Source organism: Rhizobium sp. WSM1274, assembly GCF_025200775.1.
Classification (GTDB): domain Bacteria; phylum Pseudomonadota; class Alphaproteobacteria; order Rhizobiales; family Rhizobiaceae; genus Rhizobium; species Rhizobium leguminosarum_I.
This window is the reverse complement of the sequence record NZ_CP104138.1, coordinates 3,376,389-3,402,438: the sequence shown is the minus strand read 5'-3', so window position 1 is coordinate 3,402,438 and position 26,050 is coordinate 3,376,389. Positions and strand designations below refer to the sequence as shown.

Genomic DNA, 26,050 nt, shown 5'->3' with positions numbered 1-26,050 from the left:
TTACATCTGACGGATAATTTGACCGATTGGTAAACATTACAACTTCCATCGCCGGGCTCAAGACGAAAATCACGAAAATTGCCGATAAAAATGCGGGCAGTTGCTCAAGGAAGCGGCGAGGGTCGTCCCTAGCCAAAACTTGAGCGAAGAAGTTGAATTTCAAGGGGAAACGACAGCCTGTGACAATACCGAGAGCAGCGAAAACCCTGAGGCGGACGCGAATCCAGGAAGAGAAGGAAGAGCAGATCCTGGAAGCTGCGCTCGATGTGTTTTCGGCAAGCGGCTTTCGCGGCTCGACAATCGATCAGATTGCCGAAGTGGCCGGCATGTCGAAACCCAACTTGCTCTATTATTTCCGCACCAAGGAAGCCATGCACCGGGCGCTGATCGACCGGGTACTTTACACTTGGCTGGAGCCGCTCCGCGCCTTCGACGCCGAAGGCAATCCAGAGACGGAAATCCGCAGCTACATCCGCCGCAAGCTGGAGATGGCCCGCGATTTTCCCCGCGAGAGCCGGCTCTTCGCCAACGAGGTGCTGCAGGGCGCGCCACATATCGAAGACGAGTTGAAGGGGCCGCTGAAGGAACTGGTCGACGAGAAGGCGGAGGTCATCCGCGCCTGGGCGACATCAGGCAAGATCGTCAAATGCGATCCCTACCACCTGATCTTCTCCATCTGGTCGACGACGCAGCATTACGCGGACTTCGACGTTCAGGTGCGTGCTGTGCTGGGGCAGGAACATTCGGGCGAGGGGCGCTTCGAGGATGCGGCGCGGTTTCTGGAACAGCTCTTCATCGGTGGGCTGCGACCGGATACCCTTGGAGGATGAGGCTTTACCCTCTCCTCGGAAGCGACACCCGGGCAAGAATATGCGTCATGCCCTCCATCGTATAAGGCTTCTGCAGCACGGGCGCGTCGGAGTGGCTACTCGCCTGAGCGATGCCCTCCCCATACCCCGTGGCAAATAAGAAGGGCACGCCGTCAGCAGCCAGTCGATCGGCAATCCCGAAACTCGTCTCATCGCCAAGATCGACGTCAAGAAGCGCCAGATCGAAGGACTGTCCGGTCAGGATCTCAATCGCTTCGGCGACACTTGGCGCCGTTGCCACGTCGGCGCCTAAACGGCGCAGGATATCCTCGCCATTCATGGCGACGACTAGATTGTTTTCCACCAGGGCGCTGCAAAGTGACATGCTGACGTTTTTCCGAGTGATATGGCGGCCGCCCACAGTGGACGGTGAATGAGCGGATGTACTGCGCCATCGCGTTATTTCCAGAGAAACGCCTAGGAATAACATGGGTTTCTAGTCGCTCGCAGACCCGCGGCGAGCGCTTCAGCCCATCATTGCCGGCAATCCCGCAGCGAGCGTATCGATCGCGAGCCGCACCTTCGGCAGCATGACCGGTGAGCGCAGCCAAACGGCATGGGCATCGGAGATATTGGCCGGTTCGTGCTTCAATACCTGAATGAGCCGGCCCGCCAGCACCTCCTCGCGGACCAGCCAGCAGGGCAGCCAGGCAAGACCGCGCCCGGCGACGGCCGCATCGGAAATCGAAGCGAGGTCGTCGAGCCGCAGTCGCGCCTGTGGCACCAGCCGCCGCCCGGGATCGGCCGCAGTCGGAAATATCCAACCCTTGTCATCATCGCCCCGCCTGTAGACGATGCCTTCATGCCGCGGAATATCGAAGACCGTCTGTGGCGCGCCGTGTTTTTCCAGATAGGCGGGCGATGCGCAGACGGTCATGCGCTGGCGGGCAATCGCCCGGGCCATCAAATCCGGATTGTCCTCCAGTGGCCCATTGCGGATGACAAGATCGAAGCCGTCCTCGAGCAGGTCGACGATACGGTCGTTGAAGGAAAGGTCGAGTTCGAGGTTCGCATGTTCATCGAGCAGGCGTGCGAGGGTCGGCGCGATGCAGTGGCGGCCGAAAAGCACGGGCATCGAGATGCGCAATCGGCCGCGCACGTCACGCCGGCCGGATTCCAGCATGGCTTCCCCGAGGCGGATTTCCTCAACCGCGCGCAGGCAGCGCTCGTAGAAGAAGCGGCCTTCCTCGGTAAGGCTCTGCATGCGTGTCGTACGGTTGAAAAGCCGCACGCCGAGACGCTGTTCCAGACGTGCGATCGTCTTGCCGACGGCCGAACGCGTGAGATGGAGCCGCTCGGCGGCAGCCGAAAAGCCACCTGCCTCGACGGCTTCGACAAAGATCGAGATACCCTTCAGCTGTTCCATTTGTTTCCTCTTCGGAACCATTCTGGTGAATTAATATCGCAACTGGTGCGAAATATTCAACGATATCCTTGTGCTCCCTGCAATGAACAAGGAGCAAGGCAATGCAAACAACACGGCAATGGCAGATCGACGCAGTTGGGCCGGAGCGCCAGCTGGCGATCGGCGAGCGGAGGCTCGAACCGGTTTCGGGAAACAGGATTCTGGTCCGGACGGAAGCCGTCTCGCTCAATTTCCGCGATCGGCTGGTGATGGAGAGCGGCATGGGGTTGCCGCTACAATTTCCCTTCGTGCCGGCTTCCGACATGGCGGGGGTCGTCGAGGCAGTCGGACCCGACGTCAGCCGTTTCAAGCCGGGCGATCGGGTCATCTCGACGTTTTCGCCCGACTGGATCGACGGACGCGGGTTGGGCGATGCGCGCACGCCACCTTACAAGACGCGCGGCGGCTTTTATCCCGGCGTCCTCTCGCAATATACCGTGCTTTCCGAAGAATGGTATTCACGCGCGCCTGACACGCTCGATGCGGCGCAGGCGAGCACCTTGCCCTGCGCCGGGCTGACTGCCTGGTTCGCACTGATCGAACGCGGCGGTCTGAAGGCCGGCGACAAGGTGCTGGTGCAAGGCACCGGCGGGGTGGCGCTCTTCGGTCTGCAGATCGCCAAGGCGCATGGTGCGGAGGTCTTCATCACATCAGGCAGCGCCGAGAAACTCGAGCGCGCCGTTGCCCTCGGCGCCGATCACGCGATCAATCGCCATGAGGGCGACTGGGTGGAACAACTCTATCAGTTGACCGGCGGCTATGGCGCCGATCACGTGCTCGAGATCGTCGGCGGCCCGCATCTCGGCCAGGCGCTGAAGGCGGTGGCGATCAATGGCCGCATTTCCGTCATCGGCGTGTTCGAGGGTTTCGAGGTTTCCGGCCCGGCCGGCCCGTTGCTGCTCAAGGCGCCTGTTGTGCAGGGCATTTCCGTCGGCCACCGCCGTGCGCTTGAAGATCTGGTGCGGGCAATCGACCAGACCGGGCTGAAACCTGTGATCGACAAGCGTTATGCCTTCGACGAATTCCCTGAGGCACTCGATCATCTCTATCGGGGGCCCTTCGGCAAGGTGGTCGTCGAGTTCTGACGGTCGCGATTTTCCTTCTCCCCGCTGCAATAATTGTAGGGGAGAAGGGAGGCCATCAGGCGGCAGCGGGGATGCCCTGTTCGAAGGCGAAGCCTTCATCGGCCCAGCCGGTCATGCCGCCGATCATCAGCTTGGCCTGGAGGCCGAGATTGGCGAGCCGGAAGGCAGCCTTGTCGGCGCCGTTGCAGTGCGGACCGGCGCAATAGACGACGAAGAGTGTATCGCTTGCCCATGTCGACATGCGGTGCGCCGTCATCTTGCCGTGCGGCAGGTTGATCGCTCCGGGAATGTGGGACTCTGCGAAGAGCTGCGGCGATCGCACGTCGAGGAGAACGAAATCGGCTTTCCCGGCCGCAAAGGCGGCATGCACGTCCGAGCAATCGGTTTCGAAAGCGAGCTTGGCGGCAAAGTGAGCGACAGCGGCATCCGGGGCTGCAGCAGGTATTTGGGAAACGGGGCTTGGCATCGGGTTTTCCTTTTTCTGAAGTTGCCGCCTGGTATCGCCGATGCTAGAGCTTTGCGAAATTGGCCATCATGACCGACAGCGTAAATATCATGCCAAACTCATCGTCGCAGCAGACCAAAGGACCGCTGGTCGCCGCACTTGCCTATGACGGGCTCTGCACCTTCGAATTCGGCATCGCCTACGAGGTCTTCGGCCTGCCACGGCCGGAAATGGGCGAAGGCTGGTATCGCTTCTCAGTCTGCGGCATCGAACCGGGTCCGCTTCGCGCAGCGGGAGGGCTGACGGTCGCAGTCGACCAGGGACTGGAAGTGCTTGACGAAGCGGACCTGATCGTCGTGCCGGGCTGGCGGTCGATCGATGCCGTCGTTCCCGAGCCGCTTGTTTCAGCGCTCAAGGCAGCGCATCAACGCGGCGCACGGATCATGTCGCTTTGCTCGGGTGTTGCCGTTCTTGCCGGGTCGGGCCTGCTAACGAACCGCAGGGCGACGACGCATTGGCGTTATGTCGCCTCGATCGCCGCGCGTTATCCCGATATCGCACTCGATGCCGACGTTCTCTACATAGACGAGGGCAGTCTGCTGACGGCAGCGGGCAGTGCTGCCGGCATCGATCTCTGCCTGCATGTGGTGCGCGGCGATTTCGGTTCGGAAGCAGCAAACAGCGTTGCAAGACGCCTCGTCGTGCCGCCGCACCGCGAAGGCGGACAGGCGCAGTTCATTCACGCGCCGGTTCCTGAGGAACGCGAGGGCATCCGCTTGGGGCCGCTGATCGAATGGATGCGCGAAAGCCTTTCCGAGGATCAGCCGATCAGCCTGCTTGCGAAAAGAGCGGGCATGAGCATGCGCACCTTCCAGCGGCGCTTCGAAGCGACGACGGGCCTCAGCGTCGGCGAATGGCTGCTCACGGAGCGGCTGCGGCATGCCCGCGACCTGCTGGAGAAGGAACTTGCTGTTTCGCTCGACGACATCGCCGCCGCCAGCGGCTTTGGAACACTGGCAACCATGCGGCATCATTTTCGCAGGCGGCTCGGGACAAGCCCTCATGCCTATCGAAAATCATTCGGTGGCTAAGGCATCCTTTGCCTGCATTTAACCTAAATGGCCGCTCTCGATCGCATCTCGAGATGGCGCGTGATGATGAGCGACATCTCAGCGCGCTCCGAGACAGCAAGAGCTGACTGAAACGGCGCGATGTCCGCCGGCCGGGAACTTCAATGGCGCCGGGTTGTTGCGCAGAAAGGGTAAATCGAAAGGACGCTTCGACTATGACAACCAATCTCGAGGATGCTGTTGTCGTCATTACCGGCGCATCGAGTGGTATCGGTCAAGCCGCAGCCGAGGCATTCGCCAGGCGGGGTAGCAGGCTGGTGCTCGCGTCGCGCAACGGTGCCGCATTGGAAAAAGTGGCAGAGGTCTGCCGCCGCCTCGGCGGCGAGGCCACTTCAGTTGTTGCGGATGTCACCGACCCCGATGCAGTCAAGGCTCTTGCCTCGAAAGCTGCCTCGTTCGGCAAGATCGATGTCTGGGTCAGCAATGTCGGCGTCGGCGCGGTTGGTCGGTTCGAGGAGACGCCAATTGAGGCGCATGAGCAGGTCATCCGCGCGAACTTGCTGGGACATATCAACGACGCACACGCGGCTCTCCCGGTGTTTCTACGCCAGGGTACGGGCGTATTCATCAATATGATTTCGCTCGGCGGTTTTGCAGCGGCGCCGTTCGCCACAGCCTACAGCGCCAGCAAGTTCGGGCTTCGCGGATTTTCCGAGGCCTTACGGGCGGAGGTGGCGGATAAGCCTCGCATTCATATCTGTGACATTTACCCCGCCTTCGTCGACACCCCCGGCCTGATGCATGGTGCCAACTATGTCGGCCGGAAGGTCTCCGCGCCGCCGCCGCTGATCGATGCCCGGCGCGTTGCCGAAGCCATAGTCCAGGTGGCAAAACACCCGCGAGCAACGACCACCGTTGGCGCAGTAACCAATGCAACACGTCTCGCTCACCTGCTGGCGCCAAACCTGGCGGCGCGTTTGCTCGGCCGCTTCATGGCCGCCTATTTCAACCGAGCATCACCTGTCGCGAAAAGCGACGGTAATCTCTATCGGCCTTCCCAGGACACGGCGCATATCGATGGCGGGTTACGCTCGCGCTCGCGGCCATCGCTGTCGACGCCTCTGATGCTGGGCCTTGCAGCCCTTGCTTCCATCGCGGTCGGCGCGGCCATTGCATCGAGAGGCAGCCGGCGCCAGCCTCTTTCGCTGCCCCGGCGCTTGCGATAGCCGAGAAGATCGCAGCACCGAGCACTATCAAAAAGCCCGAGCAACTGTGACCGGATCCCAGCTTCACCTAGACGCTATGGCGAAGGCCTCGTAGGGGCTGAGTTCAATGGTCTCGTTGATCTTGTGCACCGGTTCATAGTTGCAAATGAGACATTCTCCGTTCATCCCGAGCTCCGATGGCAAACTCAGCCCAATGTGCCGCGGGGTGAAATTAGCGATGACAATCATCCGTGTCCTGTCGAATGTACGGGTATAGACGAAGACATCAGGATGTTGGTCGAGCCAGGATCGGTATTCCCCGTAGACGATGACAGGGCAGGTCTTCCGGAGCGCGATCAGTTTGCGATAGTGGTTCCAGATCGACTTCTCGTCTCCGATGGCCGCTTCGGCGTTGACCTTCGGATAATTGGGATTGACCTCGATCCAGGGTACGCCGGTCGAAAAACCGCCATAGGGGGCCGCACTCCATTGCATCGGTGTGCGGGCGTTATCGCGACCGTTCTCGTTTGCTCCGCGAATAAACTCTTCTGGGGAAAGGCCGGCCTCCACGTGCAGCCTGTGCATGTTGAGGGTTTCGATGTCCCGGTACTGATCGATGGAGGTGAAGGGGACGTTTGTCATTCCGATTTCCTCGCCCTGATAGACGAAGGGCGTGCCTTTCAGCAGATGCAGCACGGTGGCCAGCATCTTGGCCGACTCGATATGATAGCCGGTCACGTCGCCGTAGCGGGAGACGGCGCGCGGCAGATCGTGATTGCCCCAGAAGAGCGAATTCCACCCGTCTTCCGATAGAGCAAGCTGCCATTTGCTCAGGACGGTCTTGAGATTCACAAGGTCGAACGGTTTCGGGCGCCATTTGCCATAGACCGCGTCCCATTGCTGGGTGACGTGCTCGAACTGGAAGATCATCGAGAGTTCTTGGCGGTCGCGTCCGGAATAGAGGAGGGCTGCACCGGGAGTGGCGCTCCAGGCTTCGCCGACCGTCAGGATATCGCGGCTGCCAAAGGTCTTGGCATTCATCTCCTGCAGATAGTCGTGCAGATGCGGTCCGTCCTTTATAAGCTCCTGGTCCACCTGCTTGCCGATATAATCAATGACATCCATGCGAAAGCCGGCAATGCCTCGCTCAAGCCACCAGTTCATCATGTCATAGATTTCCGCCCGCACCCTTTCGTTCTCCCAGTTGAGATCCGGCTGGCGGCGAGAAAACATATGCAGGTAATATTCGCCTGTTGCCGGGTCGAGCGTCCAGGCCGGTCCGCCGAAGGAGGACTTCAGGCCGTTCGGCGGTCCTCCGTCCGGCGCAGGTTTGCGCCAGATGTAGAAGTCGCGGAATGGGTTGTCCGAACCGTGACGGGATTGAAGAAACCACGGATGCTCGTCCGATGTGTGGTTGACGACGAGGTCGAGCATGATGCCGATTTCTCGGTCTTTCGCCTCAGCCACCAGCCGGTCGAAATCTTGGAGCGTGCCAAACTCGGGGGCAATGTCCCGGTAGTCCGATATGTCATAACCATTGTCGTCCATCGGCGACTTGTAGATCGGCGACAGCCAGATGATGTCGATCCCGAGCTTTTTCAGGTAGTCGAGCTTTGAGGTGATGCCGGGGATATCGCCAATGCCGTCTCCGTTGGAATCGCAAAAGCTGCGCGGATAGACCTGGTATACAGTTGCGGTATGCCACCATTTCGGTTGGAGAGGTGATCGCTCGGGACCTGCCAGCGGTGTCGTGGAGTAATCCATCGGAGGCTTCCTATCTGTTGGGGATATCGGGAAAACACTGGTGATGTCTGCAGGTTCCACCGGGCCAGACCTTCCTTCCGCATCCCCCGGCATCCTTGGACTTGGCGCAATCCGAGGAACCCCCTCCTTCCGGACCGTTAGAAGGGTTGGCAACAGAGATTATCGGGAGACCGTCGCGGTGCCGAACCGAAGCAGCAGCTGGTATGAGGAGGCGGTGATCTACAGCATCGATGTCGAGAAATTCGCCGATGGCAATGGTGACGGCATTGGCGACTTCGCGGGCCTGACGGAAAAGCTGGCCTACCTTTCGGAACTCGGAATTACCTGCATCTGGCTACTGCCGTTTTATCGCAGTCCGGATCGCGACAATGGTTATGACGTCAGCGATTTCTATTCGATCAATCCAAAGGTGGGAACGCTTGACGATTTCCTGACATTTCTGCACGGTGCCGGTGAGCATGGCATTCGGGTGATCATGGACCTCGTCGTCAATCATACATCCGATCAGCATCCCTGGTTCCAGGCCGCTAGGCGGGATGACGAGACGCGCTACCGCAGTTATTATGTCTGGAGCCCCGATCCTGCACCTGTCGCTTCAGGGGCCAAATCGATTTTTCCGGGCGAAGTGGACAGCCTCTGGACCTATGATGAGGTGGCGAGGGCCTATTATTTCCATAGCTTCTACGAGTTTCAGCCCGAATTGAACGCTGCAAATCCGCAGGTGCGCGAAGAAATATTGCGCATCGTCGATTACTGGATCGCATTCGGCGTCAGCGGGTTCAGGCTGGACGCCGCCCCGCTCATCATCGCCGATAAAGGACTTGAGCATGCTAATCCTCGCGATCCCCACGGCATCCTGAGGCAGATCGGCAGCTATCTGCAAAGCAGGCGATCGGGTGGTGTGCTCCTCGGAGAAGTCAATCTTCCGCCGGAAGCTTCCGACGCCTTTTTTGGCGAAGGAGACCAACTCCAGCTTCTGCTCAACTTCATGCTTGCCTGCTATCTCTTCGCAGGCCTCGCTGGGGAAGACGCGGCCTCGATCAATCAGGGACTGAGCCTGCTTCCGGAGCCACCGCCCGGTTGCGCATGGGTTAATTTCCTGCGCAATCTCGATGAGCTCGATTTTTCCCGAGTTCCCGCGGATTTGAAGAAGAACGTCTTCGACGCCTTCGCTTCGAAGGAAGAAATGCAGGCATTCGGCCGCGGCATCCGCCGTCGCGTTGCGCCCATGTTGGGCGGCGACCAACGACGGACGGAACTCGCCTTCAGCATCATCTTTTCTCTGAGCGGGCCGCCGCTTATCGTCTACGGCGACGAGATCGGCATCGGCGAGGACCTTTCCCAGCCCGGACGCAATGCAGTGAGGGTACCGATGCAATGGTCGGCGGAGAGGAATGCCGGTTTCTCCAGTGCCGACGCCGGAAAACTGTGTCAGCCGATCGTCTCGGACGGGCCGTTTTCCTACAAGAAAGTCAATGTTGTCGACCAATTCAATGATCCTAATTCCCTGTTGAACAAGATCAGGCGTTTTATTTCTCTTCGCAGGAATCAGCCGATCTTCACAAAAGGGCGGCTGGTGAGATTGAGCGCCGAGGATCCGGCTGTTTTGGTCCACGGCTTTGAAGACGCCGGGTCGCTTCTGCTGCTCGTCCACAACCTCGCTCGCCGGCGTATTAAGACGGAAATCAATTTTGGCGGAATGCAGCCTCGGAAGTTCCGAGATCTGATCGGCGAGGTGGAGTACGCAGGCGCCATCCAACCACGCCTGCAACTCGAGCCCCATGCCTACCACTGGTTTATTTCCGAGGGCAACGGATCATGACGCTCATCGGCTATCACGCGTCCCATGAGCAATTTTCGCCAAGCGAGCTCCTCGGATATGTGCAGGCTGCGGAGGCTGCAGGTTTCGGCGCCGTGATGTCGTCCGATCACCTGACGCCATGGAGTGAGAGGCAGGGTCAGTCGGGCTTTGCTTGGGCCTGGTTAGGGGCCGCGCTCCAGGCCACGCAATCTATTCCCTTCGGTATCATCACAGTCCCTATGGGCTGGCGTTATCATCCGGCGATTACCGCACAGGCTGGTGCGACGATTGCAGAGATGTTTTCGGGCCGGTTGCCGTGGATAGCGGTGGGCAGCGGGCAGGCCATGAATGAACATGTCATCGGCGAACGCTGGCCCTCCAAGGCAGAACGAAATGAACGGTTGCTGGCTGCGGTCGAGATCATGAGGGACTTGTGGTCGGGGAAGCTGGTCAGTCGGACAGAACCCATCAAAGTCGATCAGGGCCGCGTCCATACTCTCCCTGATGAGATCCCGCGCATTGTTGCCGGCGCTCTTTCGCCAGAAACGGCCGAGTGGGCGGGAGGCTGGGCGGATGCGCTTATCACCATCAACCAGCCGACCGGCAAGCTCGACAAAGTCGTCGAAGCCTTCCGGCGCGGCGGCGGGAGGCAAAAGCCGCTCTACTTGCAAACACATATTTCCTATGCCGGCTCCGAAGAGGAAGCTAGGGCTAATGCCTTCGACCAGTGGCGCAGCAACGCGATTTCCGCTGCAATCTCGGAAACGCTTCGTTTGCCGGAGGAGTTCGATGAGGCATGTCTGAAGGTGCGGCCTGAAGATATGGACCAGCATGTGCGCATCTCGGCCGATCCACGACAGCATGTCGAGTGGTTGAAAGCCGATGTCGCGATGGGATTTGACGAAATCTATATTCACAATGTCGGGCGCAATCAGCGCGAGTTCATCGAAGTTTTTGGTCGAGAGGTACTAAGCTCATTCAGGACTGATGCGCCGGTCGATCCATGCGATCTTTCAACGGGAGATGGCTTCAAGGGCAGTCCAGATATCAGTTGATGAGGAGCGAATGCGGCTGGCCGTCGCAATTGCCCGCACTGTCGGGAATATGCTGCTCCAAAGAACAGCGAACTCCAAGCCGAAGTGCGCTACCGAGTGCGCTACCGCACAGAAACAAGTCTCTCCAGACGACGTTCGGTCTTACGGTAGTCAGGAGGATGCGTGCCACACGACAAACAAATATCGGCGATTGCCACCGCGATTGAACGCCGGCAGGCCGTTTTGTTCGTTGGTGCAGGAATATCGATGAACGTCGGCCTGCCCTCATGGAGCTGTCTCATCGATCATATGCTGATGGATCTCGGCCTGCCTTCGTCGTTCGCCGCCACGCACGGCGCAACCTATCAGGAAATTGCCGAATATTACCGTTTGAAGCACGGCTCGTTGTCTCAGTTGGTCGAATGGATGAAACGCGAGTGGCAGATCTTGCCTGAGCAACTTGAGAACTCCGAGCTGCATAGGCTCATCGTCGAATTGGACTTTCCTCTCGTGTACACCACAAATTACGATGCAAATCTCGAAATCTCCTATGAGGCGTTCGGGCGGCCATTCACACGGATCACAAGCGCGAAAGATATGGCGACCGCGCCAGTCGGCGAAACTCAAATCGTCAAATACCACGGCGACTTCTCCGATCCGGACACACTGGTGCTGACAGAGTCGGATTACTTCGATCGCCTATCGTTTGACGCTCCTTTGGACATAAAATTCAGGAGCGATGCCTTCGCCTCGACATTGCTGTTTGTCGGCTACAGCATGTCCGATCTGAACATTCGCTTTTTGCTCCATCACCTGTGGTCGACATGGCGGCGGACCGGACTAGACCGACACCGGCCGCCGCTATTTCTCTTCATGCACGAGCCGACCGAGGTTCAGGTGCATGTTCTGAAGAGGTGGGGCGTTACCGTCCTCAGCGGCGATGGCGAGAGTTCAGGCGACTCCCTCTCTCATTTTCTCGAACGTCTGCTTCAACGACGAAAATCGAATGCCGGCAGTTAAGTGCTAGGGTCCCCGGCTCGCAAGATGCCGGCTTGCCAGTCCTCAATTGGCATTGCTGAGACGTTTTGCCGGTTCTGGAGTTTAAAGGGGGCGACGACCAGAGCAATATCCCCGTTCAATACCCAACGCTTCCAAAAATCATATGGGCGGCGTCCACTGCCACCGTAGGCGGCATCTTCACTTGACCAAGAGAGATGCCATTGGTGAGCTTCCGGCGGCGCAAAAAGCGGATCCGGCAGACTATCGATCACGAGGTCATTGCCGAAGTTGATCAACAATATTCTTTCGTCCGACGGCTTCTCCGCGAAGAACCTCAGGAGGAAGGCGGAGCTGGACAAAACATTACCGTCCATTTGGCCGTCACGAGCGCAAGCTTGGCGAGAAAATGCCTTGTTCGTCTGACGAAGATTCAGCAGGTCGCGATGAAGCAGCACGACTGCCGCGTTTCTCTCCCATTCGGCCCAATCGAGCTTCACCTTCTCAAACGTCGTGCGAGCACACGGATCCGCCATCTGTCTGATGAGCTCTTCATCCCTCAGGTTCGGGAATTGGCTGAGGAAACTGCGCCGCCCCTGCCGGACCATGTCGGCGATTTCTCCAGCGTGATCTGCGAAATAATAAAACGGAGAAGAGGCACCAAATTCCTGTCCCTGAAAGAGCATGGGCGTCTGCGGCCCCAGCAGTTGCAGCGCCGTCATGGCCCGAAGACGGGCTGGCGATGTTAGGTGGCCGATCCTGGCGCCCGTGCCGGAATTGGCGACTTGGTCGTGATTCTGGAGGAAGTGCACGAAATTCCACGGCTTGAGGTCGAGCCCAGCCGTTCCGCGCGGTTTATCCTGCCAATCATATCGCTGCCCCTGAAACAGGCAGCCATATTTGGCGGCAGAAACGAGTTCCTGGGCCGTACCGCGGTGATCATGATAATAGGCTTCGTTGCGGCCGGTCAGCGCCACTGTCGCGGAGCGGTGGAAATCATCGTTCCATAAGGCGTTCAGCCCATGCCCTCCCGCGCTCTCCGGCCGCACCATTTCGCTTTGCTGCGGCTCATTTTCGCTCACGAGATAGATCTGCCGCTGTCCCGCTGCTGCTCGAGCTTCCCTAGCAATGACCGTGACGATGTGTTCGTGGCTTGAGTCGAACAACGCCTGCGTTGCATCGATACGCAGTCCATCGAAATGGAATTCGTCGATCCAGTAGGCCGCGTTCTTTGCTATATATTCCCGAACACCGTGGCTGTTCGGACCGTCGAAGTTGATCGCCTTGCCCCATTCGTTCGAGTACCGCTCCGTGAAATAGTCGGGCGTGAATTCAGAAAACCGCTCGCCGACACCGAAGTGGTTGTAGACCACGTCGAGGATCACCCCGATGCCGATCCGGTGGGCTTCGTCGACGAAAGCGCGCACATCATCCGGTGTTCCATAGAGCCGCGTCGGAGCATAGAGCAATGTTCCGTCGTAGCCCCAGCCGAATTCGCCTTCAAACTCATTGATGGGCATTACTTCCAGGCAGTTGATGCCGAGTGCGCGAAGTCTTTCCAGCTTTTCCCGGGCTGCCGCAAAGGTACCTTCCCTTGTGAAGGTGCCGATGTGCATCTCGTAGAGAGCAGCTCCGAAGGCGGGCATTCCTTGCCAGTCGTAATCACTCCACTGATACCGCGCCGGATCTACGACGACTGATTGCCCCGATGGACCATCTGGCTGAAAACGCGAGGCAGGATCGGCAAGAAGATCATCCGCGTCTCCAAAGTGAAACTGGTATCGCGTTCCTACATCCAAACCGGGCAGATACAGGCAGAAGTAGCCGCCGTCCTCCGCCGTCATCTTATGTTCGGAATTTCCCTCGATCACGAGGAAACAGCGTTCTCTGGCAGGGGCCCATACTCGGAACGAAACGCCGCCGGCATCAACCTCCGCTCCGATCGGGGAGCGTCGGCTCCAACTGCGAGGCTTCGATTTCGACTCTTCGCTGCTTGAGTGGTCGTGCATGGCTCTCTCGTGGAATCGCCTGCGCTAACTTCGGCAGCCTTATGATGTTCCCGTAATCGCCTTTCGCCAGCTTTCGGGCCCATCCATCAAGCCCGAAACTTGCATTTGCGGTGCAGCGCAATGCCGCGGACCGAGCTTGCCCGTGGCGTTGAAGCTCCATCACTCCGCCGCCTGGCGCGCCATTGGGTTGTTCGGATGCGTGGTCCAGTTGGCATAGTTGGGGTCGACAACCCGGCCGGTGCGTTTGTCGAGGGCGCCGGCGGGAAGCTGCTCCATGGTGATGCAGTTCTCAACCGGACAGACGCTGACGCAGAGATTGCAGCCGACGCATTCCTCATCCATCACCTCGAAATGGCGAGCGCCATCGACGAAGTTGGTGATCGCCTGGTGCGAGGTGTCCTCGCAGGCGATGTAGCAGCGGCCGCATTTGATGCAGGCGTCCTGATCGATCTTGGCCTTGGCGATGTAGTTGAGGTTCAGATACTGCCAGTCGGTGACGTTGGGCACGGCGCGGCCGGTAATGTCGTCGAGGCTGCGGTGGCCTTTTTCGTCCATCCAGTCGGAGAGGCCGGTGATCATCTCCTGGACGATCTTGAAGCCGTAAGTCATCGCCGCGGTGCAGACCTGGACGTTGCCGGCGCCGAGCACGAGGAATTCGGCAGCGTCCCGCCAGGTGGTGATGCCGCCGATGCCCGAGATCGGCAGGCCATAGGTTTCGGGATCGCGGGCGATCTCGGCCACCATGTTGAGCGCGATCGGCTTTACCGCCGGGCCGCAATAACCACCATGGCTGCCCTTGCCGCCGACCGTCGGGTTAGGGGCGAAGTTGTCGAGATCGACGGAGACGATCGAATTGATCGTGTTGATCAGCGAGACGGCATCGGTGCCGCCGGCCTTGGCGGCGCGGGCGGGGCGGCGGACATCGGTGATGTTGGGCGTGAGCTTGGTGATGACGGGCATGCGGGTGTACTGCTTGCACCAGCGCACGACCATCTCGATATATTCCGGCACCTGACCGACCGCGGAACCCATGCCGCGCTCCGACATGCCGTGCGGACAGCCGAAATTGAGCTCGATGCCGTCGGCGCCGGTTTCTTCGACCAAGGGCAGGATCGCCTTCCAGGCCTCTTCCTCGCAAGGTACCATGATCGAGGCGATCAGTGCCCGGTCCGGCCAGTTCATCTTCACCTGCTTCATTTCGCGCAGGTTGGTGTAGAGGTCGCGGTCGGTGATGAGCTCGATATTGTTCAAACCGAGCAGGCGGCGGTCGGCGCCCCAGATCGCGCCGTAGCGCGGGCCGTTGACGTTGACGACGGGCGGGCCTTCCTCGCCCAGCGTCTTCCAGACCACGCCGCCCCAGCCGGCCTTGAAGGCGCGCTCGACATTGTAGGCCTTGTCGGTCGGCGGCGCAGACGCCAGCCAGAATGGGTTCGGGGACTTGATGCCGACAAAATTATTACGGAGATCAGCCATTGTTCATTCTCCCCTTTAGGCAACCGCGACAGCCGGAGCGGCTGCTGCGGTGAGGGCACGATGGATGGATTCAGCCGCATCGCGACCGTGGGCGACGGCGGAAACCGTGAGATCGTCGCCGCCGAAGACGCAGTCGCCGCCGGCCCAGACGCCGTCGAGCGAGGTATGGCCTTCGCCATCGACAGCGATGCGGCCGGATTCCATGCGCAGCGAACCGAGACCAGAGGCGTCAAAGCTCTGGCCGATCGCCTTGAAGATCTGGTCGGCGGCAATCACACCGGTCTCGCCGGTGCCGACGAGACGGCCATCGAGGATTTTGGTATATTCCACTTCGATCGCGGCGACTTTGCCGTCCTGCGACAGGATCGATTTCGGCGCCAGCCAGTGGCGGATGATGACGCCCTTGGAGCTTGCCAGATCCTGTTCGAATTCGGAGGCGTTCATGTGCTCCTTGCCGCGGCGGTAACAGATCGTCACCTCCTCGGCACCGAGCAGCTTTGCCTGCACGGCGGCGTCGATCGCCGTCATGCCGCCGCCAAGGACGACGACGCGGCGGCCGATGGCGATTTCGCCCTTGTCTTCGGCTTGGCGGAGTGCGGCGATGAAATCGACGGCGTCGTCGACGCCTGCAAGGTTTTCGCCCTCGATGCGTAGCGCGTTAACGCCGGCAAGGCCGATACCGAGGAAGACGCCGTCATATTGCGCCTGCAGATCGGAAAGTGAAAAATCGCGGCCGAGACACTGGCCATGCCGAACCTCGATACCGCCGATCGAAAGGACGTAATCGACTTCCTTCTGGGCGAAGTCGTCGACGGTCTTGTAAGTGGCGATACCGTATTCGTTGAGACCGCCGGATTTTTCCCTGGCATCATAGATGACGACGGAATGGCCATTCACGGCCAGGCGATGGGCGGCGGCAAGGCCGGCCGGGCCGGCGCCGACAACGGCGATCGTCTTTCCGGTCGGCTCGGCCCTGGCATAGAATTGCTTGTCGGCCTGCATGGCGGCATCGGTGGCATAACGCTGCAGGCGGCCGATCTCGACCGGCCGCTCTTCAGCCGTGTTGCGCACACAGGCCTGTTCACAGAGTTCTTCGGTGGGACAGACGCGGGCGCACATGCCGCCGAGGATGTTCTGGTCGAAGATCGTCTTTGCCGAGCCGATCGGATTGCCGGTCGAAATCTGGCGGATGAACAGCGGAATGTCGATCGAGGTGGGACAGGCCGTCATGCATGGCGCGTCATAACAGAAATAACAGCGGTCAGCGGCGACCAGCGCCTCATGATTATCGAGGCGCGGATGAAGATCGGAAAAATTAGCCTCATACTCGGCGGGCGAAAGCCGGCCGGGATGAATCCCGGTTTCCAGTCGTTCCATTGAAGTTCCCTCATTATTGGTAAACGGCCTGTGAGGGAAAGCGTAACTCAGGTTTAAAAATTTATCAAACGGTAAAATTTTGACGATTTTCCCTTGCTGACTCGCAAGTAATCCTCTGTTTTTGCTGAGAAAATTTATTCGACCTAAATCGGTGAAACGGCTGAGCGCGTGATGAGGGAAGGGCATCCGAAAAAAGATTCAAAAAAGTCGAATTTTTTTTCGGATGGCAGGGAACCAAAGTTTGAGGTCGTCGTTATTGCGATATCCGGATGGTGATCGCATCGACCCAACATGCGCGCCCCCAACCCACTATCCGGACGTACTCACGGTCCCCTCCCGGTGAGTGAAGACAGCTGGTGCGCCGCCCTCGCACCAGCTGTTTTTCGTCCTCGGCTGTCTCCAGGGCTTTTCACACCCGCTTGAAGATCTCGAATTCGGTTTCCGGAATGGTCAGACGGTACTCGATGCGGCCGGGAACGAGGTTCAACTCCGCTTTGCCATTGACCGATGAAGGCACGACACGCTCCAGCACAGTGCGGCCGAAGCTGTTGTCGCTGAATTCGTGGACTTCCGACTGATCATGCAGAACTTCCGCCCAGGCAACTTCGATCGCCCTCCTGTCGTTGATCATGGCTTCGCGGCAATTCAGCGTGATGGAGGCGGCGCCGCCTGATATTGCGCCGAATGAGGCGGAATTGACGATGAGTTCGTGGAGGGCGAGCCCGAGGTGCACGGCGGCATTCGGTGTCAGATGAGCGTTGATGCCATAGATCGGCATGGAGCCGGCCGTCTCCGGCCAATAGGGGGCGAATTGCTTTTCGGCGAGTTCGAAGAGGTAGGCGCCGCGCCAGCTCGAATCCGTGATCAGGTCCTGCGAATTGGAAAGCGATTGCAGCCGCCCGCGGAACTTGAGGAGGAAGCTGTCGAGAGAGAGCGTGTTGCGCGCCGTCTGCGTGGCAATGCCCTGGATGATGGCGAGAAGGTTCTTCGAGCGGTGTGAGAGCTCGCGCAGCAGCGATTTCAGAACTTTTTCCCGATGCCGGCTTTCGGTGACTTCAGTCATGACGGACAGAAGTCCATGTGCGCTGCGTTCGCCGGTGCGCTGGATCTTCAGTTCATAAGTGCGCCTTTCGCCGTCGACATCGATTTCGACTTCAGCATTGTTGGGAATGCCGGTTTCCAGGACCTTGTGTTTCAGCGCTGTCAGATATCGCCCATGGGCCTCGCCGAAAAGGGCGGCGTCGCTGCCGCCGGGCATAAAGAGCGCCGCGAAATGCGGCGGCAGATTTTCGACGTAGAAGATCGACAGTCGAGCATCCTGGCAGAGGATCGAAACCCCGGCGCTGCCGAGCGCGCGCTCCATCATTGCGGCTTTGCCTTCGAAGGTAAAAGGCATGCCGGACAATGGTTCAGTCGTATTCACTCGGCCGCCTTTCCTTGTGACATCTTGACCGTCGCTGAAGGGAGCGCCCTTCCATACAGCGCCTGCCAACTCTAGAACAAAGCGCTGCAAAAACCGTTAAAGCCATCGGAGCGTCCCGGTAGCACCGGAACGCCTGTTTTGGCGATTTGGTTCCGAAAGCCGGAAAATTACGTCTCAGGCGGCCACTCTGGTCGATTCATTGAAGAAAAGAGCCTGGCTGATCAGTGCCTTGACCATGTCCGGATTGAAGGGCTTGGTGACAAGGAAAGTCGGTTCCGGGCGCTCGCCGGTCAGAAGGCGTTCCGGGAAAGCGGTGATGAAGATCACCGGCACGCTCGACGTCTTGAGGATGTCGTTGACTGCGTCGATACCGGAGCTGCCGTCGGCAAGCTGAATGTCGGCCAGCACCATGCTCGGCTTGGTCTTATTGTAGAGCGCCACGGCCTCGGCATGCGTACGGGCAATGCCGGTGACGCGATGGCCGAGGCTCTCGACCATCTGCTCGATATCCATGGCGATCAGCGGTTCGTCCTCGATGATCATGATATCGGTTGCGACCTGACGGGAGATCTCCTGCGACGCTACGTCGAGCAGCTGCACGACATCCTGCTCCTCGGTTTCCAGGATTTCGGCAATTTCAGCGACGCGGAAATTCTCCACGGAGGCGAGCAGGAAGGCCTGACGGGCGCGCGGCGAAACCTTGGAAAGGTTCAGCGTGGCGCGTTGCTCCCAGGCATAGGGCGAGGTCGGCTCCGGAATCTGGACTGCGGTGGAACCAAACAGTTGCGTGAACAGTTTGTAGAGTGCGACCCGGTCATTCGCCGTATCCGGGAAAATCGACAGATCGGCGATGATGGCTTCGAGAACGGCGGCGACGTAAGCGTCGCCCGAAGTCTGAGTGCCGGTAAGGGCGCGGGAATAGCGGCGCAGATAAGGAAGGTGCGGCGCAATTCGAGTAGAAAGTGTCATTAATGGCTCCTGAATGCAGACCGGCATTGGCTTCAATGAGCGGTTAACGCTGCCTTCATAAAAAAGTTCCGGAATGACAGGAACTTTTTTCGTCGCGCCGCATTATTCCAGCCGACGAAGAAAGGGCGTAGCGTTTTGACCCATGCAGCGGCAAATACCAGCGATATCGATCGAACGTTCGATGTCGCTGGTTGAAATCGTGATTGATCCCATCCACGCCCCCTAGAACAGGATGATTTTCGGCCGGGTCGGCCTAAAATCCGAATCCTGTTCTAAATTAGAAAGTTAGGGCATGATGTCATCCGAAAACCGCCCACACTTTTCGGCATCATACTCTGGACAGACAACCGGCGAGAAGACGAATTGATGACTACACGCAAGAAAGAAGCAGCCGATCAGCGAAAGCTGGAGCTGCGGGCGAGCGACATCCTGGACCCGAACAATCAGATCGGCGTCAGGCTGCGGTCGCTTTATGCGGCCGCACAGGGTGAGGCGATCCCCGATCGTTTTCTCGACCTTCTCGAAAAGCTCGACCATGCTGAAATGATGGCTTCTGCCAAGATGGCCGAATAGGATCTCGCCGCATGGAAGACAAATCGCAACCCAGCTTCAAGCGGGAACTGCTGGCGGCACTCCCAAGTCTTCGCGCCTTCGCGATCTCGCTCATCGGGCGGCACGACCGTGCCGACGATCTCGTCCAGGACACCATCATGAAAGCCTGGGCCAAACAGGATCATTTCGAGATGGGCACCAATATGAAGGCCTGGCTGTTTACGATCCTGCGCAACGAACTCTACAGCCAGATGCGCAAGAGCGGTCGCGAAGTGCAGGACAGCGACGGGCTGTTCACTGAATCGATGGCGATGCACCCCTCGCAATATGGCGCGCTCGATCTGCAGGACTTCAAGAAGGCGCTCGACCAGCTGCCGCCGGATCAACGCGAGGCAATCATCCTCGTCGGCGCCTCGGGTTTTTCCTACGAGGAGGCGGCCGAAATCTGCGGCTGTGCCGTGGGTACCATCAAGAGCCGCGTCAACCGAGCCCGGCAGCGGCTGCAGGAGTTGCTGCAGATATCAGGCGAGGCCGATTTCGGCCCCGACGCCACCTCGGCGCCGCTGACGTCGAAGGCCTTCGCATTCTGACAAGAGTTACATTTGGGAAGGCAAGCCGGTCGCCCGTCGGGGAGCGGGCTTTTTTGCGTTGTCGACTATATCATTGATATGATTGTGGATCCGCCCCTCATCCGGCTGCCGCCACCTTCTCCCCGTAAACGGGGCGAAGGGGATATGCCGCAACCTCTCCGCCCCTCTCTCGCGTCTCGTATGGCGCGTCCCCTCTTCCCGTTTTTACGGGGAGAGGGCTAGGGTGAGGGGCCGCCGCCTGTTGCCGTCTCCTCAATCAATCCTCGCGCTTCGATCCCACCAGATTGGCTGCGACAATTGCCGCCAAAACACCGGCGGTCAGGAGCGGCTGGGCGCGGATAAGGCCGAGCCCGACCGTTGCCAGCGATTCCAGCGCCGCGCGGCGTTCCCGGGTGCGGCGGGCTTCCCGGGCGTTGATGATCGACATTACCACCAGCGCGATGATGGCGATCAGCAGCGCGCAGGCGGTCAGGAAAAGAGCAGCGCCGACCGGGCCATATATGCCGGCGAGCCAGATGGCGCCGGCGGTAACAGCCAGCGCGTAGGCAGTAAGGAGGAAGAGCACGGCAAACGCAATGAAGATGCCATTGCGCTTGGCGCGCGCAACGGTTCGGTGCACGCTTGCGCCCGTCAGCAGGCCGAGGATCGAGAAGAGCATCGCGCTTCCTCAGCGCCGGGCGAGGAAGGCGATGGCAAGGCCGAAAGCGGCTGCAGCGCCGATGGTCGCTAAGGGATGCTTGCGCACCGTCTCCCGCATTTCCGTCGCTCCACGCTCATAGCCGTGCTGCAATTCGCGCAGCAGATCCTCGCTGCGGCCGAGCAGTTCCTCATAGCCGGCGCCGGCCTGACTACGGATTTTCTCACCCTGGTGGCGCGAACTCTTGCCAACGAGGCGCGTCAGTTCTGCGAGTTCGTCGCGCAACGCTTCGATCTGTTCCTCGATGCCGGATTCCAGATTGTGGAAGGTGCCGTTGCGGCGGCTGCGGCCGGACTGGAAGATAGAATAGCTCATGGCTGTCTCCATTGGCTGGGGCGCGCACAAGCCCGCCTGTTTCGCACGAGGGTCACCACCGTCCGTTGCATGAATGATATCGCTCGGCATTGACCCAGATCATGCCGGAAACGTGCCGGGCGATCAAAAGTTCCGCTCGCGCTGTGCTCAGGAGCGCGAAACGGCGCTGTGGGCGAGCACGAAGGGCGTGCCGTCTGACGGTACCTGGTTGATCCGCAGCGCGCAGCCGAACACCGAGAGCATCGTTTCGTTCGTCAGCACTTCGCGGATGCTGCCAGCGGCGGCGAGTCGGCCGGATTTCATCAGCACAATGCGGTCGGCAAAGAGCGCCGTCAGGTTGAGATCGTGCATGACGGCGATGACACCGCCGCCACGTTCGCAGAAATTGCGGGCAAGCGTCATGATGGTCAGCTGGTGGCTAATGTCAAGGCTCGAGACCGGTTCGTCGAGCAGCAGCCAGCAGGGCTTGCCGTCGACGACGGGTTCGGCGATCTGGCAGAGCACGCGGGCAAGCTGCACACGCTGCTGCTCGCCGCCGGAGAGCTCCTGATAGAAACGGCCTTCGAAGCGGCTCAAGTCGACGGAGGCAAGTGCTGCGGCGGCCGTCTGCTCGGCCTTGTCGGGATGCAGGTCGAGGCCCGAAGTCAGGCCCATGCGGACGATCTCGCGCACGGTGAACGGAAAGGAGATCGTGCTTGCCTGCGGCAGGACACCGCGAACGGCAGCAAGCTGCCAGGGCTTCAGAGCCCTCACCTCGTCGCCGCCGATGCGCACCGAGCCGCCATAGGCAAGTTCGCCGGAGATGGCTTTCATCGTCGTCGTCTTGCCGGAGCCGTTCGGCCCGGCAATCGCCGTCAGCTCGCCGGCTCTTGCCGTGAAAGTGACGTCGCTGATGATGGTCTTGCTGGAAAGGCGCACGGAGACGCCGGAAATTTCGATCATCTCAATGTCACTCACGGGGGTCACTCACGGGGGTCACTCACGGGGTCACTCACAGGGCAAGGCGCGAACGCTGCCTCAGCAGGATCCACAGGAAGAACGGCCCGCCGACCGCCGCGGTGATGATGCCGATCGGCAGCTCGGCCGGGGCGACCAGGGTGCGCGCCAGGACGTCCGCGAAGATCAGCAGGGAGCCGCCGAGAAGAGCTGCTGTCGGCAGCAGGAAACGATGATCGGGGCCGATCGCCATGCGCAGGATATGCGGCACGACGATCCCGACGAAACCGATGCCGCCGCTGACAGCGACGGACGCGCCGGTCGCCGCGGCGACGCCGACGATCGCGACATTCTTCAGCCGCTGCACCGGCACGCCCATATGAAAGGCGGCCGCCTCGCCGAGCGTGATGGCATTGAGGCCGCGGGCCATGAAGGGCAGGGTGGTGAAGGACAACAGGATGATCGGGCTGGCGGCGGCGATCTTCGTCCACGTGGCGCCGGCAAGCGAACCCATGCTCCAGAAGGTCAGGTCGCGCAGCTGCTGGTCGTTGGCCATGTAGATCAGCAGCCCGGTGATGGCGAGGGCGAGTGCGCCGAGCGCGATGCCCGCAAGCAGCATCGTCGCCACCGAGGTCTGGCCACGATGGGTGGCGATCCTGTAGAGCAGTAGCGTCGTGACGAGGCCGCCGCCAAAGGCGGCCGCCGGCAGAGCGTAGATGCCGAGAAGCACCTGGAGCGGAGCAGCGATGCCGCTGCCGAGTACGATCATCGCGACTGCGCCGAGGCTTGCACCGGAGGAAACGCCGACGAGGCCGGGATCGGCCAGCGGATTGCGGAACAGGCCTTGCATCACCGTACCGGAGACGGCAAGCGAGGCGCCGATCAAGAAGCCGAGGATCGCCCTTGGCAGGCGGATATCGAAGATGATGATCCGGTCACGCGTACTGAGCGCCATCTCGGAACCGGCCATGTTGCTGATGACGTCGAGGATCGAGGCATCCGAGGCGCCTGTCGTCACCGAAAACAGCATCGAGAAGACCGAGCCGGCGACGAGCAGCGCGATCACCAGCAAGGCCAGCCGGGTCCTGTCGCCCGCCTGCCTGATTTCGCGGATGTCCGGCATAGGGAATGGTCGCCTTCGTTCCGTCATTGCAAGCGGCAGGGCCATGATCAGCCTCCGTAGATCGCCGTGTTGAGCTGACGCGCGGCGGCTGCAGTGCGCGGGCCGAAGCCGAGCAGGTAGACGCCATCCATTCGGATGATCGCTTTCTTCTCGCCTGCCGGCGTCAGCGCGATCGCCGGCTGAGCCAGCAGGTCTTCGCTCTTGGTGCCGGCGCCATCGCCGCGGTTTATCATCAGGATGATGTCGGGCTTGGCTTCGATAAGCGCCTCGTCCGTCAGCGGCTTGTAACCCGGGAATGCGCCAACGGCGTTGATGGCGCCGGCGAGCTTGACGATGCCATCGGCGGCCGTGCCGGTGCCTGATGCCATGATCCGGCCGTTCTGGGCGCTGAGGATGAAGAGAACGCGCTTGCGCTCGGCCTTCGGGCGCTTCTCGGCGTCGGCGATCATCGCGTCGAGATCGGCTGCGACCTTTTCTTCTAGCGCCTTGGCCTTGTCGGGCACGCCAAGCAGCGTGCCGACACGGTCGATCTTGGCGATGATGCCGTCGCGGGTAAAGGCGCTCGGCACGGTCTCGAAGGGCACGCTGGCATTCTTCAGCACGGTCAGCGCCTCCTGCGGGCCTGAACCTTCGACGGCAATGATCGCCGTCGGGTTCATGGCGAGGATGCCTTCCGGCGAGAGCGCGCGCATGTAGCCGACGTTGGGCAGCTTCAGCGCCGCCTCCGGATACATGCTCGTCGTGTCACGGGCGATCAGCCGGCTTTCCTCTCCGAGCGCATAGACGATCTCGGTAATGTCGCCGCCGACCGAAACCAGGCGCGACGTGTCGAGCTTCTTTTCGTCAGCATGGGCGGCGCGGATGAAGGCGAAGCCTTCGACCGTCGGCGCCATCGGGATCAGCGGCAGCGCCATGACGGCCGCCGTCAGGGCCAGTTCCCAAGCACGGATCCGGCGCAGATTGTTACGCATCGTCATCGTTGCGATCCTTATGCTGCCACGCTTGCTGCCCGCGGCAGGTTTTCCATGATCTCGCGCCATGCGGCGCGTTCGTCGGAACCTTCCTGCCGCTTGCCGAAGAACTGGATGATCATCTCGCCTTCGGCGTTGTAGGCCTCCAGCGAGGTGACGTGGCCGTCCGTGGTCGGCTTGCGCACGGCCCAGGTCTCGGCAATATGATCCTGGCGCAGATGCAGGTGGAAGCTCGGGTCCATGATATTAATCCACGGACCCATGGCCTGCACGTTGAAGATCGGGCCGGAATGGATCTGGACGATGCCGTCATTGGCGACGAAGCACATGATCGGCAGGCCAGATTTCACAGAGGCATGCATCATCTCTGCCGTGGCGCTGATGTCGAGCTTCCAGGCATAGTCGTCGCCGACAGTGCGCACGGCCGCCTGGCGGCCGATCTTCAGGCGCTTCAGCATGCCGAAGAACTGATGCGTATCGGTGAGCTTGCTCCAGTTGTCGCGCAGTTCGTCACGGCTGATGTCGGCGGTCTCATCGGCGGCGTTCGAGGTTTCAGCCTCGACAAATTCCTGCGACTGGTCTTGCAACTTCAACTCGGCGACGATCGCGTGATAGGCCTCGACATTCGAGCTCGCGCGCAGGTGCACCTTGTGCACGGCGTTGCCGGCCTTGTCGAAATATTGCAGGCTGAGGCGCTCCTGATCGCCATCCTTCTTGGATACGGCGAAACCATGCTCCCAGCGGCTCGGGAAGATGCGCAGGTCGATGTTCTCGCCGAGAACGATCGCGGCCTGCGCGCCGCTCTTGATGTTTTCGAAGACGCCGATCTTCTCGTGCACGGCACTTTCGTTGCGCGACAGCGCCATCACTTCACCGAGCCCGGCGACGCGCTCGAGAAGCTTCAGCGCGCTGCCATCGATGCGGGTCACGCTGATGCCGGTTTCGGCGGCGACGAGGGCTGCCTCGGAAATCTTCAGCTGGGCGGCGATATCGCGCTCGCGCATCTTCGGATTGTCAGCGCGAAACGCGCGGATTTCGGCTGGCGCCGGTCTTGTCTGTTCGGTCATGTCCTACCCTACTTATTGAGAATGAGCTTGCCCTGACGGGTGATCTTCAGGCGGTAGACCAAGCCGTCGTGTCTTATCATGATCTCGTTGGTACCGCGGAAAAGGTCCGCGCTTTCGACGATCCGGTACTGCGCTGCAGGTTCGCTCTGCAGCGGCACATGCTTAAAGTTATCTGGCTTTTCAACCATCATTTCGGTTGGCAATTCCGTGAGGCCGGTGATCGGGATCCCCGGTTGTGATGAAAATTATCTTGACTTTCTTACTCATGGTTTTTTAAAGATGCAATAGGAGACTAATACAGTCAAGTTTTTGAGATTGCTGATATGAAGCCGCCTGGCGGCGGTTCGCGACAATGGCGGAGAAGATGATGACGGTTAGGTTTGTGGCTGTTGCGGCCGGCATGATGATGGCGGTTTCAAGCGTATGCCAGGCGCAGGATGCGGCAACCGCCAAGCTCGATATCGAACTCAACGCTCTGGCGCCGTCGCAAAAGGGCTGCATGATGACCTTCATCGCCGAGAACAATCTTCAGGCGCCGATCAACAAGATCTCCTTCGAGCTCGCCTTCTTCAACGACAAGAATGCCGTCGACCGCATCACCGTGCTCGACTTCCGCGATCTACCGCAGGGCAAGAAGCGCGTGCGCCAGTTCGATATGCCGAATGTGAAGTGCGAGACGGTCACGCGTATCATCATCAACGACACGCCGGTCTGCGATGGCCCGGCGGCGGGTGAATGCATGAAGGGTCTCGTCACCCGTTCGCAGATTTCCGTTCCTTTCGAGGGGTAGAGCGGTTCAGCTTTTCACGGAAGCGCTGAACCGCTCTATCCGTTTTTTTACGCAATTCCGGACGGAAAGCCGCTTCACACCTTT

25 protein-coding genes and 1 pseudogene are annotated in these 26,050 nt (G+C 60.0%); 10 read left to right on the top strand and 16 right to left on the bottom strand.

The window, feature by feature from the left end; translation table 11 throughout:
- Window positions 1–152: 152 nt before the first annotated feature.
- Window positions 153–830: a TetR family transcriptional regulator C-terminal domain-containing protein gene (locus N2600_RS17105; protein WP_170262109.1), complete on the top strand. Its 678-nt coding sequence runs from the start codon at window positions 153–155 to the stop codon at window positions 828–830.
- A 4-nt stretch (window positions 831–834) separates the two neighbouring features.
- Here the strand turns inward: N2600_RS17105 and N2600_RS17100 are convergent.
- Window positions 835–1,176, bottom strand: a pseudogene (locus N2600_RS17100) (response regulator); the annotation flags it as partial.
- Window positions 1,177–1,335: 159 nt separating this feature from the next.
- Window positions 1,336–2,235: a LysR family transcriptional regulator gene (locus N2600_RS17095; RefSeq protein WP_260296877.1), complete on the bottom strand. Its 900-nt coding sequence runs from the start codon at window positions 2,233–2,235 to the stop codon at window positions 1,336–1,338.
- 101 nt (window positions 2,236–2,336) lie between these two features.
- Here N2600_RS17095 and N2600_RS17090 point away from each other — a divergent pair, with 101 nt between their 5' ends.
- Window positions 2,337–3,359, top strand: coding sequence for a zinc-dependent alcohol dehydrogenase family protein (locus N2600_RS17090; protein WP_260296876.1), 1,023 nt, complete (start codon window positions 2,337–2,339; stop codon window positions 3,357–3,359).
- Between the two features lie 55 nt (window positions 3,360–3,414).
- On the opposite strand, the gene N2600_RS17085 is transcribed toward N2600_RS17090, so the two are convergent.
- Window positions 3,415–3,825: a rhodanese-like domain-containing protein gene (locus N2600_RS17085; protein WP_260296875.1), complete on the bottom strand. Its 411-nt coding sequence runs from the start codon at window positions 3,823–3,825 to the stop codon at window positions 3,415–3,417.
- A gap of 68 nt (window positions 3,826–3,893) precedes the next feature.
- Here N2600_RS17085 and ftrA point away from each other — a divergent pair, with 68 nt between their 5' ends.
- Complete coding sequence (ftrA, locus tag N2600_RS17080; protein ID WP_260296874.1) at window positions 3,894–4,895, top strand: transcriptional regulator FtrA; 1,002 nt, start codon at window positions 3,894–3,896, stop codon at window positions 4,893–4,895.
- Window positions 4,896–5,089: 194 nt separating this feature from the next.
- Window positions 5,090–6,100, top strand: a complete 1,011-nt coding sequence (locus N2600_RS17075) for an SDR family oxidoreductase (protein ID WP_222280946.1) — start codon at window positions 5,090–5,092, stop codon at window positions 6,098–6,100.
- 63 nt (window positions 6,101–6,163) lie between these two features.
- Here the strand turns inward: N2600_RS17075 and N2600_RS17070 are convergent, their stop codons facing one another.
- A complete protein-coding gene (locus tag N2600_RS17070; RefSeq protein ID WP_170262114.1) occupies window positions 6,164–7,843 on the bottom strand; it encodes a glycoside hydrolase family 13 protein in 1,680 nt (559 codons plus the stop codon).
- 178 nt (window positions 7,844–8,021) lie between these two features.
- On the opposite strand from N2600_RS17070, the gene N2600_RS17065 reads away from it, so the two are divergent.
- The 3 genes from N2600_RS17065 to N2600_RS17055 all read left to right on the top strand — a co-directional run bounded on the left by N2600_RS17065 (window position 8,022) and on the right by N2600_RS17055 (window position 11,698).
- The gene (locus tag N2600_RS17065; protein WP_260109265.1) at window positions 8,022–9,665 is read left to right on the top strand and encodes an alpha-amylase family protein; all 1,644 of its coding nucleotides are present in this window, start codon (window positions 8,022–8,024) and stop codon (window positions 9,663–9,665) included.
- Entirely contained in the window at window positions 9,662–10,699 is a 1,038-nt protein-coding gene (locus N2600_RS17060) for a TIGR03885 family FMN-dependent LLM class oxidoreductase (protein WP_017965797.1), read from the top strand. Before N2600_RS17065 ends, N2600_RS17060 begins: the two co-directional genes overlap by 4 nt.
- Before the next feature lie 162 nt (window positions 10,700–10,861).
- A complete protein-coding gene (locus N2600_RS17055; protein WP_170262116.1) occupies window positions 10,862–11,698 on the top strand; it encodes an SIR2 family protein in 837 nt (278 codons plus the stop codon).
- Here N2600_RS17055 and treZ read toward each other — a convergent pair.
- The 5 genes from treZ to N2600_RS17030 all read right to left on the bottom strand — a co-directional run bounded on the left by treZ (window position 11,695) and on the right by N2600_RS17030 (window position 18,925).
- Window positions 11,695–13,683 carry a malto-oligosyltrehalose trehalohydrolase gene (gene treZ, locus N2600_RS17050; protein ID WP_260296873.1) on the bottom strand — a complete coding sequence of 663 codons (1,989 nt, stop codon included), beginning with the start codon at window positions 13,681–13,683 and terminating at the stop codon, window positions 11,695–11,697. The genes N2600_RS17055 and treZ overlap by 4 nt on opposite strands.
- 159 nt (window positions 13,684–13,842) lie before the next feature.
- On the bottom strand, window positions 13,843–15,156 hold the full coding sequence (preA, locus tag N2600_RS17045; protein WP_170262117.1) for an NAD-dependent dihydropyrimidine dehydrogenase subunit PreA: 1,314 nt from the start codon (window positions 15,154–15,156) through the stop codon (window positions 13,843–13,845).
- A 15-nt stretch (window positions 15,157–15,171) separates the two neighbouring features.
- On the bottom strand, window positions 15,172–16,533 hold the full coding sequence (locus N2600_RS17040) for an NAD(P)-dependent oxidoreductase (RefSeq protein WP_260296872.1): 1,362 nt from the start codon (window positions 16,531–16,533) through the stop codon (window positions 15,172–15,174).
- Between the two features lie 409 nt (window positions 16,534–16,942).
- The gene (locus N2600_RS17035; RefSeq protein ID WP_017965792.1) at window positions 16,943–17,938 is read right to left on the bottom strand and encodes a sensor histidine kinase; all 996 of its coding nucleotides are present in this window, start codon (window positions 17,936–17,938) and stop codon (window positions 16,943–16,945) included.
- A gap of 192 nt (window positions 17,939–18,130) precedes the next feature.
- Window positions 18,131–18,925 carry a response regulator gene (locus N2600_RS17030; RefSeq protein ID WP_017965791.1) on the bottom strand — a complete coding sequence of 265 codons (795 nt, stop codon included), beginning with the start codon at window positions 18,923–18,925 and terminating at the stop codon, window positions 18,131–18,133.
- A 366-nt stretch (window positions 18,926–19,291) separates the two neighbouring features.
- On the opposite strand from N2600_RS17030, the gene N2600_RS17025 reads away from it, so the two are divergent.
- Both N2600_RS17025 and N2600_RS17020 read left to right on the top strand, forming a co-directional pair.
- The gene (locus tag N2600_RS17025; RefSeq protein WP_017965790.1) at window positions 19,292–19,498 is read left to right on the top strand and encodes a NepR family anti-sigma factor; all 207 of its coding nucleotides are present in this window, start codon (window positions 19,292–19,294) and stop codon (window positions 19,496–19,498) included.
- 11 nt (window positions 19,499–19,509) lie between these two features.
- Window positions 19,510–20,067: an RNA polymerase sigma factor gene (locus N2600_RS17020; protein ID WP_003542247.1), complete on the top strand. Its 558-nt coding sequence runs from the start codon at window positions 19,510–19,512 to the stop codon at window positions 20,065–20,067.
- 256 nt (window positions 20,068–20,323) lie between these two features.
- On the opposite strand, the gene N2600_RS17015 is transcribed toward N2600_RS17020, so the two are convergent.
- From N2600_RS17015 to hemP, 7 genes are all read right to left on the bottom strand, one after another.
- Entirely contained in the window at window positions 20,324–20,725 is a 402-nt protein-coding gene (locus N2600_RS17015) for a hypothetical protein (protein ID WP_260296871.1), read from the bottom strand.
- Between the two features lie 9 nt (window positions 20,726–20,734).
- Window positions 20,735–21,079, bottom strand: a complete 345-nt coding sequence (locus N2600_RS17010) for a DUF883 family protein (protein ID WP_017965788.1) — start codon at window positions 21,077–21,079, stop codon at window positions 20,735–20,737.
- 147 nt (window positions 21,080–21,226) lie between these two features.
- The gene (locus N2600_RS17005) at window positions 21,227–22,021 is read right to left on the bottom strand and encodes a heme ABC transporter ATP-binding protein (protein WP_260298842.1); all 795 of its coding nucleotides are present in this window, start codon (window positions 22,019–22,021) and stop codon (window positions 21,227–21,229) included.
- A gap of 49 nt (window positions 22,022–22,070) precedes the next feature.
- Window positions 22,071–23,183 carry a FecCD family ABC transporter permease gene (locus N2600_RS17000; RefSeq protein ID WP_222386755.1) on the bottom strand — a complete coding sequence of 371 codons (1,113 nt, stop codon included), beginning with the start codon at window positions 23,181–23,183 and terminating at the stop codon, window positions 22,071–22,073.
- A gap of 2 nt (window positions 23,184–23,185) precedes the next feature.
- Entirely contained in the window at window positions 23,186–24,115 is a 930-nt protein-coding gene (locus tag N2600_RS16995) for a heme/hemin ABC transporter substrate-binding protein (RefSeq protein ID WP_260296870.1), read from the bottom strand.
- An 11-nt stretch (window positions 24,116–24,126) separates the two neighbouring features.
- On the bottom strand, window positions 24,127–25,176 hold the full coding sequence (locus N2600_RS16990) for a hemin-degrading factor (protein WP_260296868.1): 1,050 nt from the start codon (window positions 25,174–25,176) through the stop codon (window positions 24,127–24,129).
- A gap of 8 nt (window positions 25,177–25,184) precedes the next feature.
- On the bottom strand, window positions 25,185–25,367 hold the full coding sequence (hemP, locus tag N2600_RS16985; protein WP_162118042.1) for a hemin uptake protein HemP: 183 nt from the start codon (window positions 25,365–25,367) through the stop codon (window positions 25,185–25,187).
- A 176-nt stretch (window positions 25,368–25,543) separates the two neighbouring features.
- Here hemP and N2600_RS16980 point away from each other — a divergent pair, with 176 nt between their 5' ends.
- Window positions 25,544–25,966: a hypothetical protein gene (locus N2600_RS16980; RefSeq protein ID WP_162117983.1), complete on the top strand. Its 423-nt coding sequence runs from the start codon at window positions 25,544–25,546 to the stop codon at window positions 25,964–25,966.
- Window positions 25,967–26,050 lie beyond the last annotated feature (84 nt).

Coding starts and splice junctions, on each gene's coding strand:
- N2600_RS17095 (WP_260296877.1), bottom strand. CDS start 2,235: ATGGAACAGCTGAAGGGTATCTCGATCTTTGTCGAAGCCGTCGAGGCA.
- N2600_RS16990 (WP_260296868.1), bottom strand. CDS start 25,176: ATGACCGAACAGACAAGACCGGCGCCAGCCGAAATCCGCGCGTTTCGC.
- N2600_RS17040 (WP_260296872.1), bottom strand. CDS start 16,533: ATGGAACGACTGGAAACCGGGATTCATCCCGGCCGGCTTTCGCCCGCC.
- N2600_RS17030 (WP_017965791.1), bottom strand. CDS start 18,925: ATGACACTTTCTACTCGAATTGCGCCGCACCTTCCTTATCTGCGCCGC.
- N2600_RS17025 (WP_017965790.1), top strand. CDS start 19,292: ATGACTACACGCAAGAAAGAAGCAGCCGATCAGCGAAAGCTGGAGCTG.
- ftrA (WP_260296874.1), top strand. CDS start 3,894: ATGACCGACAGCGTAAATATCATGCCAAACTCATCGTCGCAGCAGACC.
- N2600_RS17070 (WP_170262114.1), bottom strand. CDS start 7,843: ATGGATTACTCCACGACACCGCTGGCAGGTCCCGAGCGATCACCTCTC.
- preA (WP_170262117.1), bottom strand. CDS start 15,156: ATGGCTGATCTCCGTAATAATTTTGTCGGCATCAAGTCCCCGAACCCA.
- N2600_RS17010 (WP_017965788.1), bottom strand. CDS start 21,079: ATGAGCTATTCTATCTTCCAGTCCGGCCGCAGCCGCCGCAACGGCACC.
- N2600_RS17085 (WP_260296875.1), bottom strand. CDS start 3,825: ATGCCAAGCCCCGTTTCCCAAATACCTGCTGCAGCCCCGGATGCCGCT.
- N2600_RS17090 (WP_260296876.1), top strand. CDS start 2,337: ATGCAAACAACACGGCAATGGCAGATCGACGCAGTTGGGCCGGAGCGC.
- N2600_RS17000 (WP_222386755.1), bottom strand. CDS start 23,183: ATGGCCCTGCCGCTTGCAATGACGGAACGAAGGCGACCATTCCCTATG.
- N2600_RS17015 (WP_260296871.1), bottom strand. CDS start 20,725: ATGCTCTTCTCGATCCTCGGCCTGCTGACGGGCGCAAGCGTGCACCGA.
- N2600_RS17060 (WP_017965797.1), top strand. CDS start 9,662: ATGACGCTCATCGGCTATCACGCGTCCCATGAGCAATTTTCGCCAAGC.
- N2600_RS17020 (WP_003542247.1), top strand. CDS start 19,510: ATGGAAGACAAATCGCAACCCAGCTTCAAGCGGGAACTGCTGGCGGCA.
- N2600_RS17075 (WP_222280946.1), top strand. CDS start 5,090: ATGACAACCAATCTCGAGGATGCTGTTGTCGTCATTACCGGCGCATCG.
- hemP (WP_162118042.1), bottom strand. CDS start 25,367: ATGATGGTTGAAAAGCCAGATAACTTTAAGCATGTGCCGCTGCAGAGC.
- N2600_RS16980 (WP_162117983.1), top strand. CDS start 25,544: ATGACGGTTAGGTTTGTGGCTGTTGCGGCCGGCATGATGATGGCGGTT.
- N2600_RS16995 (WP_260296870.1), bottom strand. CDS start 24,115: ATGACGATGCGTAACAATCTGCGCCGGATCCGTGCTTGGGAACTGGCC.
- N2600_RS17005 (WP_260298842.1), bottom strand. CDS start 22,021: ATGATCGAAATTTCCGGCGTCTCCGTGCGCCTTTCCAGCAAGACCATC.
- treZ (WP_260296873.1), bottom strand. CDS start 13,683: ATGCACGACCACTCAAGCAGCGAAGAGTCGAAATCGAAGCCTCGCAGT.